Annotated in this window: 6 protein-coding genes; 4 read left to right on the top strand and 2 right to left on the bottom strand. The window is 40.8% G+C overall.

Annotation, left to right across the window (positions count from 1 at the left end; genetic code table 11):
• Nucleotides 1–972: alkaline phosphatase family protein (locus VNZ46_RS11095; protein ID WP_325560224.1), on the top strand; the 972-nt coding region annotated here is incomplete at its 5' end.
• Here VNZ46_RS11095 and VNZ46_RS11100 read toward each other — a convergent pair.
• On the bottom strand, nt 969–3908 hold the full coding sequence (locus VNZ46_RS11100) for a DNA gyrase/topoisomerase IV subunit A (protein ID WP_325560225.1): 2940 nt from the start codon (nt 3906–3908) through the stop codon (nt 969–971). The genes VNZ46_RS11095 and VNZ46_RS11100 overlap by 4 nt on opposite strands.
• A gap of 105 nt (nt 3909–4013) precedes the next feature.
• A complete protein-coding gene (locus tag VNZ46_RS11105) occupies nt 4014–4502 on the bottom strand; it encodes a cytidine deaminase (RefSeq protein ID WP_325560226.1) in 489 nt (162 codons plus the stop codon).
• A 190-nt stretch (nt 4503–4692) separates the two neighbouring features.
• Here VNZ46_RS11105 and VNZ46_RS11110 point away from each other — a divergent pair, with 190 nt between their 5' ends.
• From VNZ46_RS11110 to VNZ46_RS11120, 3 genes are all read left to right on the top strand, one after another.
• Nucleotides 4693–9747 carry a translocation/assembly module TamB domain-containing protein gene (locus VNZ46_RS11110; RefSeq protein ID WP_325560227.1) on the top strand — a complete coding sequence of 1685 codons (5055 nt, stop codon included), beginning with the start codon at nt 4693–4695 and terminating at the stop codon, nt 9745–9747.
• Nucleotides 9731–12082, top strand: coding sequence for a BamA/TamA family outer membrane protein (locus VNZ46_RS11115; RefSeq protein WP_325560228.1), 2352 nt, complete (start codon nt 9731–9733; stop codon nt 12080–12082). Before VNZ46_RS11110 ends, VNZ46_RS11115 begins: the two co-directional genes overlap by 17 nt.
• 9 nt (nt 12083–12091) lie before the next feature.
• Nucleotides 12092–13051: YihY/virulence factor BrkB family protein (locus VNZ46_RS11120; protein ID WP_325560229.1), on the top strand; the 960-nt coding region annotated here is incomplete at its 3' end.

Below are 13051 nucleotides of genomic sequence, written 5' to 3' on the forward strand. Positions count from 1 at the left end.
GTGGATGCAGAGGTGAGTGCTGATGGCCACAATTGGAGTACGGCCGCCTATGCAACTGACTTTGTAGAAAAAACCTGGCCAATTAGTTATGGTGGCCGGGGTGGAAATTATGATTTCGAGGGCAGCAGGAAAATCGCGTATCCTAAGGATGGCTTTATTTGGGATTATTGCCAGCGGGCAGGATTGTCTTACAGAAGCTACGGAGAGTTTGCCGACAATGGGAAGGCAAATATCAAGTCGCTGGAAGGACATATATGCAAAAATGCTCCGGGTTTTAACCTGGACATAAAAGATGTGGAACGGGTAAGGGTTTGGAAAAAGGACTTCGATTCCTTACTTTCTGTGAATGCAGTTCCTCAATTCAATACTATACGTTTATCAAATGATCATACCAGTGGCCAGAAAAAGGGAAAGATCAGCCCTGCCGCGGCAGTTGCTGATAACGACCTGGCATTGGGACAATTGATTGAACATCTTTCTGAAAGCCCTATATGGGCCGAATCTGCTGTTTTTGTTTTGGAAGATGATGCGCAAAATGGTCCCGATCATATTGATGCACACCGTTCACCTGCCTTTGTGATCAGTCCATATATTAAAAAAGGCAGTGTAAATCATACCATGTACTCTACCTCCGGTATTTTGAGAACAATGGAGCTCATCCTGGGACTTCCTCCTATGAGCCAGTACGACGCAGCTGCAATGCCCTTATTCGATTGTTTTACCAACAAACCAGACTTGAGCCCTTACAAAGCTAAACCTGCTCTTATTGACATGGAACAACGTAACCTGGTTCAAAATAAAAGCATGGAACGTTCCGAAAAATGGAACTTTGCAAAAGAAGATTCCGCTCCTGATCTTGATCTTAATGAAGTGATCTGGAAATCAATAAAAGGGGAACATTCTATTATGCCACCCCCAAGAAGAAGTGCTTTTGTGAAATTGGAACAGAAGAAAAAAGATGATGATGATTAGAATAGTCCTAGCTGTCCTTTGTCATCAATATCGACGTCATCTGGATTGGTGATCTCGAATTTAATTTTCTTTTTAACTACTGCTTCCTTTTCGTCTCCTGTGTTTTCTTTAACGGTCTTTACCTTTTTAACTGGTTCAGGTATCGGTGCTTCAGTCGGCTTCTGACTCACAAACTTCGGTTTTACCTTAACTGGCGGCTCCGCTGGCTGATCTTCTTCTTCTGTTGCAGGTTCAGGTTCTGCAATAACCGCTTCCTGAACTTCAATAATTTCGACTTCTTCTTTTACCTCCAAAACTTCTGCAATAAGCTCTGGTTCAACTTCAGTTGACATCTCTGCCGGTGCTTGCTCCCCTTCTCCTGAACCATCAGCTTCTGTTATTTCCTCCGCAGACTGATCTGTATCCAGGGAAACAGCGGTCTCATCTGTCGGTTCAATTTCTTCATGATCCGAAATTTCAATGTTTTTAACATCGTGAGGTGTCATTCTGTTTCCATTGGCCCGGATTCCTTTCACATCTATGAATTCGGCCAGCACAATTTCCAGTGTCTCCGGAATTTGCGTTTTACCTTTCAGTACATCCACCGTTAATCTGGCGGCAGGGTTACCCGTCAGATAAACAAACTTTGAGCCCTGCTCCTCACTGATCAGACTGAGTTTTTTACCAACACCAATGCTTTCGAAAAGGAATCTCTTTATGAAGTAGTTCTTGGCTTTACCCTCATATTGTACAACCGCGAAAGGTTTTTCCGGATCAAATTTCTGGATCAGGACCAGGTCAGCGTCAAAGTGATTACTCAGTTCAAAAGTACTGAGTTCATACCAACCGTCTTTATGTACCTGCAGTATTTTGTCGTCACCATCAAATTCCCCCAGGTATTTCCCTCTGCCGTCTACATTAAGACGGCGCAGCAGATCATCATACCAGATCTTCAGCCCGGATAAGGTAGATACCCCCTTAGTCTTTAAGATGATCTTTTTAATCGGATACTTGGATACAATATTTCCCTGTGAGGCACGGCCTTTAATTGCAATCTCTGCAAAATCAAGGTCAAACACCAGCTTTTTCAGCTTGGTGTGTGGTTTCAGCTGAACATTAACAATCTCAGCCTCTCCATTAGGATTTGCAGTAAAGTAAAGCACTTTAGATCCTTTACCTCCCTTGGTGAGATCATATTCCTTATCACGGGTTACACCTACTACAGCAAAACGTTTGATATAAGAAATCCCGCTCGCTCCATCTTTATAAATCATATTATAAATGGTACGCTCGTCGCCTTTCTTGAATACCGCCGCATGGATGATTCCCTTTCCAACAAAAGTTTTATCGGCAACCTTGGTAATAATGCATTTTCCATCCTCCCTGAATACGATAATCTCATCCAGATCGGAGCAATCTGCAACAAATTCATCTTTTCGCAAACCGGTTCCAATAAACCCATCTGCTATATTCATATACAATTTGACATTGGCCAGGGCCACTTTAGAAGCCTCCACCCTGTCGAACAAACGGATTTCCGTTTTACGTTCACGTCCTTTACCATATTTGTCTTTCAATTTCTGGTACCAGGCAATGGCATAATCTGTCAGATGTCTCAGGTGATTTTTAACCACTTTGATTTCATCTTCCAGGGCTTTCATCTGCTCATCCGCCTTTTTAACGTCAAAGCGGGTAATGCTGCTCATCGGCTTATCGATCAGCTTCTTAAAATCTTCCGGAAGAATCGCTCTGTATAGTTTTGCCTTAAACGGCTCAAACAATACATTTAACACTTCAACGACACCGTCAAAATTTCCGGAGTTCTCATAATCAGGATGTTTATACATCCCCTCCTGGATAAAGATCTTCAGTAAAGAACTAAAGAAAATTTTCTCTTCCAGTTCGAAAAGACGGATTTCCAGTTCCTGTTTCAACAGGGCCTTCGTGTGTTTTGTATTTTCAATAAGGATATCATTAACACTCATAAAATGAGGTTTATCCTCCTTAATGATACAGGTATTTGGTGAAATGGACACCTCACAGGATGTGAAAGCATACAGAGCATCAATAGTTACATCCGGAGAGATACCCGGCGCCAATTGAATTACAATTTCTACGTTCTGAGCCGTATTGTCTTCTATTTTCTTAATCTTGATCTTGCCTTTATCATTTGCTGATAAAATGCTGTCAATTACAGAACCTGTAGTGGTACTGAAAGGAATTTCTGTGATCACCAAGGTTTTTTTGTCTTTTTCCGTGATCTTAGCCCTAACTCTGACCTTTCCTCCTCTCATTCCTTCGTTATAGGCGGAAAAATCGGCCATACCCCCAGTAAAGAAATCGGGGAGAATGTTAGGGCGTTCTCCTTTAAGCGCTTCTATAGACGCGTCCAGCAACTCTACGAAATTGTGCGGCATCACCTTAGTGGCTAAACCAACGGCAATTCCTTCAGCCCCCTGTGCCAACAGCAAGGGGAACTTTACAGGTAGAGTTAAAGGTTCATTATTTCTTCCATCATAGCTGAGCTGCCAGATGGTTGTATCTGCGTTAAAAACAACTTCATTAGCAAATTTAGAAAGACGGGCTTCTATATAACGTGGGGCCGCCGCACTATCGCCGGTTACCGGATCACCCCAGTTTCCCTGACAGTCAATCAGCAGGTCCTTCTGTCCAATCTGCACCATAGCATCTCCAATAGAGGCATCTCCATGGGGATGGTACTTCATCGTATTACCAATTACATTTGCGGCTTTATTAAAACGCCCGTCATCCATCTCTTTCAGTGAATGCATGATCCTGCGCTGTACAGGTTTTAACCCGTCATTAATGTGGGGAACTGCGCGGTCCAGGATTACATAAGAAGCATAATCGAGGAACCAGTTTTCATAAAGCCCATTGATAGGGATTATGTTGTGCTTATTTTCTTCGTTAACGTTTTCTTCTAGTTCTTCGCTCATTAAAATGATGTTGGATGTTGTAAATATAACTGATGAATTGAAATTTCTGAACAGAAGTTTTTAACAATTCATTGAGAACGCAAAGATAAGCAAAATCATCTGAAATCAGCCTGATAAACGATCTTCAATAAACACAAATGGCAACAAACTCCGTATTCCTTTTACCTTTAAAATCTCTCCGTTCATACAGTAAAACAAAACATCGATCTCTTTTTTCTGTCTCTGCTCAAACTCAGCCATGACCTGCAGGCACGCACCACAAGAGGTTATGGGTTTTTCTATTTTAAAATGCCCCGTATAAGCTGTAATGGCCATACTTTCTATTTCAACTCCGGGATATGTTGCACCAATGGCAAACAAAGCCACACGTTCTGCACAAAGACCAGAAGGATAGGCCACATTTTCCTGGTTACTGCCCAAAATAATTCTTCCATCTGCAAGGCGTATAGCCGTCCCTACTTTAAATCCGGAATAAGGCGAATAGGAACTTCCCAGCGCCTCTTCAGATTTCGCACAGAGTATTTGATCCCTCTCCTCCAAATCATTAAAGTCTTTATAAGACTCATAATTGATCGTCAAATTCAATTTATTCATATTTAAACATACATATTTCTAAACAAAACAACCAAAATCTTTGTTCCATCTATCAATAAACGCAATTCAATGGCATGATTTTAGTTAAAATTTCTTATCATTAATCAATCAATCTGTATTTCACTTGAATAAATATCTACGTAAAAGTTTAAAGGTTATTTTATGGATTCTATCCATAATTATCGTATTGATGGTATCAATTATACTCTCTTTAAACATTCCTGCTGTCCAAAACTTTGTGAAAGATAAGGCCATCAGCTATCTCAAAAATAAAACTCACACTGAAGTTCGCCTGGAAAGTATCAAAATCGCTTTTTCAAAAGATATCGTACTTAACAAATTCTATATTGAGGATCAGAAAAAAGATACACTGCTGTACGCGCAGAAGTTAGCAGTAGACATCAGCCTGCTTAAACTCCTCAGTAATAAAGTGGAGATCAACAACATCGAGTTGGAAAAAATCAGGGCAAACGTAACCCGGATCCATCCGGACACTACCTTTAATTTTTCCTTTCTTGCGGATGCTTTTATGTCAGAACAGAAAAAGCCTGATGAAGAAGTGAAGAAAGACACCACCTCAACGCTGAAGTTTTCCTTAGATAAAATTTCCTTAAAGGACATTGGGATTGTGTACCGGGATGATGTAGCCGGAAATAATGTAAAACTAAATTTAGGCGAATTTACTTCGAGGATAAAAGATTTTGATCTGGACCACCAGCATTACGTAATTAAAGAACTCAGCTTAAAGAATACCTCTTTAAATTATCTGCAGCAAAAGCCCCTCACCCAGCTAAAAGCCCATTTAGAACATAGTATTGACACTGCAAAAACTGCCACGGGAAAACTTCCCCTGGTTGAAATCCAGGATTTTGCTTTTAACAATGTGAAAATTCTGTTTAAGGATCAGTTGTCTAAAATGGATGCGGATGTTGATTTGAACAAACTGGCGTTAACCCAGCTGATCGTTGATCTGACCAACAATAAATATAAGGTTGAAGAAGCAAAGATCAATGAATCAAAGGTCATCTTTGGAATGGCTGCAAACAGCACAAAAGCCAATCTCGACCTTAGGGAATTCTCTATGACCAAACTTCTTGCAGATGTTACGAAGGGGAAATATGAGGCTGACCAGGCCATCCTGAACAAATCAGATATACATTTTGCCTTCAGGCCAGAAAGCCCCACAAAAAATGCAAAGAATATAAAAGATACAATTGCAGCATCCTCCCCTCTTGCGCTGCTGATCAAAAACCTGAGTTTGACAGAAAATAACGTTCAATTTGACAATCTAGCTGCTAAACCTATAAAAGGAATGGACTACAACCATTTAAGAATAAAAAAACTGGGTTTGAACGCCGAAGGACTTGCCTATAGCGATGCAGGGATTAAAGTAAATGTCAAAGATGGAAAATTCCTTGAAAAGAGCGGTTTCGAGCTGAAGCAACTTAAAGGAGAAGTTGTTTATTCGGATAAGCAGATCAAAGTCAGCAATTTACTAATTAAAACTCCAAACACCTCCATAGAAAACAATACCCAGCTCAATTACACCTCTATGGATGATCTGACCAAACATCCGGAACGCGTAAAAATCTATCTTCAGGTTAAAAATACGACTATAGGTTTGAAAGATGCCACTTATTTTAGCGATGCTGTTCCGGCAAATTACCGGGACGAAAAAATCAAGATCAATGCTGTTGCTCATGGTTATATGAATAATCTGGTAATTCCAAGCTTACAGATCAGTGGATTAAAAAGCACTCAGATTGACATTAACGGTACCGCAAAAGGCCTCCCTGATGTAAATAAAACTTTTCTGGACCTCAACGTTAAAAAATTCTCCCTAACCAAAAGTGATCTTTTGGTATTGATCCCTAAGAAATCGCTTCCTTCTAACATTACCTTACCTAATGCGATAAGTGCAACAGGTAAATTCAAAGGGTCTATGACCAATTTCAGTACTGGATTTAACATCAACACCGATATGGGTTCTGCCAGATTACTGGCCTCCATGAAAGGCCCCAAAGGCAGGGAAAGTTATACCGCTGATGTTGACCTGAATAATTTCAACGTAGGCAGGCTACTGAAAATGCAGCCACAGCTAGGTCGTTTGACAGCAAAAGCCTCTGTTAAAGGCACGGGTCTTGATGCGAAAAGAGCAACTGCCAGCTTCAACGCACAGGTACTCAATGCCTATTATAACAAATACACCTACAAAAACCTGCTACTGAGTGGCACCTATGCGGCCCAAAAACTTGATATTAAAGGCAGTATGGCCGATACCAATGTTAATTTTAACTTGAAGGCACTGGTAGATATGGCAGGCAAATACCCTGCGGTTAAAGCCAATGCAGATCTGAAACAGGTAGACCTCCAGAAGCTTAATTTTAGTACGACAGAATTTAAACTTGCCGGCCTGATCAAAGCAGATATAAAAACTGCAGATCCGGATTATTTAAATGGTGATGTTTCTGTAAATGGTTTGCAGGTCGTAAAAGAAGGACAGCGTTTTAATGTAGACACCATTTTAGTCCATTCTGAAGCCTCGGCAACTCACAATCTGCTTACGTTGAAATCTGAATTCCTAAGAGCAAAAATTGACGGCAAATATCAACTGACCAATTTAGGTGCTGCAGTGATCAATCAAATCAATAAATATTATCAGTTTGGTCAGGTAACCAAAATTCCGGACCAACGTTTCAGGTTTTATGTGAATTTTTACAACCCGAAGATTTTAAAAAACTTTGTTCCGGAACTGACCAACTTTGCTCCTTCCAGGATGAATGGCTTACTGGATACACAAAAGGACAGCCTGATTATGAATGCTTCTTTTCCACAGGTGGTTTATGGGACTTACAAAATAGACAGTACCCGGCTGAATGTTAATAATGATAACCAGAAACTCAATTATAAACTGACTATAAAGAGTCTGCAAAGCCCGTCACTGGCTTTCTTCAATAATGAAATCAGTGGAGCCGCAGTAAACAATGACCTGAATTTAAACATTTATCTGCGCGACAGCAAACGCAAGGACAAATACGTTTTGGGAGGGCTCTTTAAATCCATCAACAAAGATTACAGATTTAGCCTGGATCCTCAAAAGCTATTACTTAACTACGACAAGTGGGTTGTAGCACCGGAAAATTATCTTCAGTTTGGGCAGTCAGGTGTCCTGGCCAATCAATTCAACATCAGCAACGGCGGACAGGAATTGCGTATCAATAGTGAAAGCAACATCCCAAATGCTCCCCTTAAGGTAGAATTTAAAGACTTCAGAATAGAAACACTTACCCGCTTTGCAGAGGCAGACAGTGCCCTTGTTGGTGGTTCGATTAACGGAACTGTAAATGTTAAAGATCTGGTGAACACACCTAAATTCGAAGCTAATCTAACCGTTGACCAGTTGCGGTACCAGAAAGATATGCTCGGCACCTTAAGGATTGCAGTGAACAACAATACTGAAAATGCTTATGAAACCAATATCGCTTTATCAGGTGTCCATGAACTTCGGGCAAGCGGTTTCTATTATACCGCTCCACAAAGTGCTTTGGATCTGACACTGAATATTGATAAGATAGACCTCAAATCCATAGAAAGTCTTTCTATGGGACAGATCAGAAAAGGGACAGGTACGGTAAGTGGAGAACTATCGGTTAAAGGCTCACTGGATGCACCAAAAGTATTAGGTGACATTAAGTTCAACCAGGCTGGCTTCAATGTAGCTTATGTAAATTCTTTCTTTAGAATGCCTGACGAAACCATTAGTTTTACAGATACCGGTATCAATTTCAATAAATTTACAATTCTGGATTCTTTGAATCAAAAAGCCGTAATTACCGGAGGAATTTTAACTTCAAATTACCGGGATTTCAAATTCAATATGGATATCCGCACCAATAATTTCAGAGCGCTGAACTCTACATCTGCAGACAATGAAATGATCTATGGTACTGTTTATCTAACCAGTACTATTAAAGTGCGTGGCGACCTGAACCAGCCAGATGTAAACATGAACATTAAAGTAGAAGATAAAACCAAATTCTTCTTTGCTATGCCACCTGATGATCCTACAGTAATCGATCAGGAAGGTATCGTACAATTTGTTGACTTTAGTGCTCCTCCATATAATGGCAAAAAGGCTCTTTCAGTAAAAGATTCTGTAAGTAAAGCTCCAATTAAGGGCATAAATTTAAGTGCGACTATTCAAATTGACCCGGGTGCCGAACTTAACGTGGTGGTGGACCCTGGCAATGGCGATGCCTTAAAAGTAAAAGGACAGGCAAACCTTACTGCGACGATGGACCCAAGCGGAAAAACCAGTCTGACAGGCCGTTATGATGTTTCCGATGGGAGTTACAACCTTACTGTAGGACCTGCTAAGAAGAGTTTCAAATTACAGCAAGGCAGCAATATAGTATGGACTGGCGATCCAACCAGTGCAAATGTGGATTTAACAGCTCTATATGAAGTTAGTGCCCCTCCTGCCGATCTGTTGAATGATCCTAGCAATAATGAAGCAAAAAACAAACTGCCCTTTCAGGTTTACCTGATGATGACCGGTGAGCTGCTTAAGCCAACCATTAAGTTTAAAATAGATCTTCCGGAAAACGAAAGAGGAGCGCTCAATGGATCCGTTTACGGCAGGCTTCAGGCCCTAAACAGTGATGAAGGTGAACTAAACAAACAGGTATTTGCTTTGCTTGTTCTGGGCAGATTCATTGCAGATAACCCATTCCAGAGCCTTGGAGGAAATGGCAACGGACTGGTTACCGACTTTGCGCGGTCGAGCGTAAGTAAACTCCTCACAGAACAGCTCAATAATCTTGCTTCAGATCTGGTAAAAGGAGTAGATATTAATTTTGGCATTAATTCTTCACAAGATTATAGTTCCGGGCAAGTTGCCAACAATACCGCGCTTGAAGTAGGTTTGTCTAAAAAACTATTGAGCGACAGGCTGATCGTCACGGTGGGTAGTTCTTTCGGGATAGAAGGCCAGCAGCAAGGAAATTCAACCAATATTGCCGGTAACGTCAATATTGAATACCTGCTTTCCAAAGATGGAAAATACCGGTTAAGAGCATATCGCCGAAATCAAACAGAAGGCGTTATTGAAGGTCAGCTGATTGAAACCGGTATTGGTTTCGCCCTTGTGGTAGACTATAACAAATTCAGAGAAGTATTTCAAAAATTCTCCAAAAAGAAAAGAAACAGAGTAGAACAGAAGCCAAAAGATGAAAAAAAGAATTAAACCGATCCTATGTATACTGAGTTGTTTGATTTGGGCTGCCTGCAGCAGCACCAAGGGACTCAAACCGGGAGAGATTTTATACACCGGGGCCGAAGTAAAGATCAATCCTGATTCTTCTGTAAGAATAGCAGATCAGAAGGAGGTCAAAAGCACATTGGAAGATAAGACCAGGCCAACCCCGAATAAATCAATTTTGGGAATTAAATACAAACTCGGCTTTTATAACCTGGCCGGAGAACCCAAGAAACCCAAAGGGTTCCGGCATTGGCTGCGTACCAAGATGGGCGAACCTCCAGTATTATTGAGTCAGGTAAAAATCCCATATAACAATGCTGTACTTAAAAGCTATCTGATCAGTCAAGGCTATCTTCAGTCTGATGTCATGGGCGACACTGTTGTTAAAGGGAAAAAGGGAAAAGCTGTATACACTGCAAATACAGGAATCAGGTATAAAATCAACAGTGTTTCTTTTCCTCCTGACAGTAGCGGCGCACTCGCTAAAATTGTCAACAACAACAAAGGAAAAACCTTATTAAAACCTGGCAATAACTATGACCTTGATGTATTTAAAAATGAACGCATCCGCATAGATAATGACCTTAAAGAAAATGGTTATTTTTATTTCAGCCCAGATTATCTGATCCTTCAAGTGGATAGTACAGTTGGAAAACAATTGGTCGATATCCGCATCCGGATTAAAGAAATTGCGCCGGATGCTGGACTTAAGCCCTATACCATTAACAACATCAATATTTACCCGAATTATAGCATCAGAAGGGACAGTGCATTAAGAAAATCTACGCCTTCTGTTTACAATGACTTTAAAATTTACGATCCTAAACACACGTTTAAAGACCCGCTTTTTAACCGCTTGGTTTTCTTCAAGAAAGGAGAACTGTACAATAGAAAAGACCACAGTCAAACATTGAACCGTTTGGTCAATATCGGAGTCTTTCAATCCGTAAAAGCAGAATTCATCCCTCTCGACAGCTTTAAGAACGACCAGCTGGATCTGAATATCTTTCTTACCCCGCTAAAAAAGAACTCTCTTACCTTTTCAGTAACAGGAACAAGTAAGTCGAACAACTTTATGGGCTCAGAAGTAAAAGTTACCCAAACGACCAGAAACTTGTTCAGAGGTGCCGAACAACTGGATTTAAGTGCAAGCGGGGGTTTCGAGACTCAGGTAGGTGGACAATCACAAGGCCTGAACTCATTTTCCCTAACAGGGGAAGCAAAGTTGACTTTTCCAAGGTTTATCACACCTTTTAAAGGCATCAACAGCACCAATGCTTATATTCCTAAAACAATTGCTTCTTTGACCTATCAGCGGCTTCACCGGGGCTATTTATATGACATCAATTCTTTTAAAGCCCAATATGGTTACAAATGGAATGAAAACCAATATAAAGAACATGCGTTTAACCCCATCTCCGTTAATTATGTGACTTCCAGTTTAACTAATGATACGACGAAAAGAGATAGTTTACTGAATGTAATCCCCGGCTTAAGAAATGTGATCGAGAAACAATTTATCATTGGAAGTAATTATAGCTTTACCTACACTAACCAGTTTGAAGATTACAGAAAGAACAATATTTATTTTAATGGTACACTGGAAACCGGTGGAAATGTCTGGGGCTTATTTGCCGGAAGAAATTCGGAAGGAAAAAAGGCCATACTTGGACAGCAGATCAACCAGTATGTACGTATGGAAGCAGATTTTCGGGATTATTACAAACTCACCAGGAATATAATCTGGGCAAACCGGATAGACATCGGCTACGGTTATGCTTACGGTAACCAAACCAGTCTTCCATTTGTTCGTCAGTTTTTTGCAGGGGGAACAAATGATATCCGCGCATGGGCAGCCAGATCTATCGGACCGGGAACATACTATTATAAAAATGATCCAAAAGTTGCCAATACAACCTATGTAGACCAAAGCGGAGACATTAAGGCGCTCATCAGTTCAGAGTTGCGGTTTAAATTGGCGGGTAGATTATATGGGGCTCTTTTTGCCGATGCAGGAAACGTATGGCTTAGAAAAGAGGATTTGGGTACACCAGCCACCGCCGACAGCCCAGGTACTCCGTCACGTCCGGGATCAGGTTTTGATTTTAAAAATGCTTTGAGCGAATTCGCAGTAGGTACTGGTGCCGGGCTGCGTGTTGATGCTTCTATTTTCGTCATTCGTTTAGATGTAGCCTTCCCTGTACGCAAGCCTTATAATGAACCGGGTAAGCGCTGGGTATTTAATGAAATTGATTTTGGCGATAGTGGTTGGCGTAAAGACAACCTGGTTTATAATATCGGAATTGGATATCCTTTCTAATTTAAGCTCATGACAATCATTAAAAAGATCATACATTTTTTCAAAGCCCTGGGCAATCTATTTTTAGCGGCCGGAAACGGATTTATTGATGACAAGGTCACCAAGCTAAGTGCTTCACTTGCTTATTATACCATATTTTCTCTCACACCACTGATTATGATCATCATATCAGCAGCCAGTCTGTTCTTTGGCGATAAACTTGATCCGGATACTCAGCTATTTGCAGAGATCAATGATATGATTGGCGAACCGGCGACCAGGCAGTTGCAAAGCTTCGTGATCAATGCAAATTTATCTGGCCGGAGCACTATTGGTTTGATCATTGGAGTGGCAACTCTTGTTATTGGATCAACAGCGATCTTTGTTGAAATACAGGACAGCATTAATCTGATCTGGAAAGTAAAAGCGATCCCAAAAAAGGGCTGGAAAAAGCTCATTATCAACAGACTGCTTTCCTTTTCGTTGATTGCCTCTCTTGGCTTTCTTTTACTTGTTACTTTGATTGTGAACAGTATTGTTGTAGGGCTGGGCAACAAACTTGGAGGGCTGGCTTCCAAGGTTGGGATCGAAAAAGTATCCGAACTCTTTATGCTGATCCTCACCAATGCCCTCACGCTGGCTGTGGTCACTTCTATTTTTGCAATTATATTTAAAGTGCTTCCGGATGTGATTATTAAATGGAAGCCTGCAATTATTGGTGCCTTATTTACCGCCTTGCTGTTTAGCTTGGGTAAGTATCTGATAGGCATCTATATTGAGAAGGGAAATCCAGGCTCTGCTTTTGGAGCAGCTGGTTCTATTATTGTTATTTTACTCTGGATCTATTATACGGCAATCATTCTCTATTTTGGGGCAGAATTCACGCAGGCTTACGCAGAGAAATATGGACATGGAATACAACCCAGCAAATATGCTGTACATACCAAAACAGTTGTTATTGAAAAGAAAGTAGATGTGTTACCTCCGCAG

Source organism: Pedobacter sp., from assembly GCF_035566355.1.
Classification (GTDB): Bacteria; Bacteroidota; Bacteroidia; order Sphingobacteriales; family Sphingobacteriaceae; genus Pedobacter.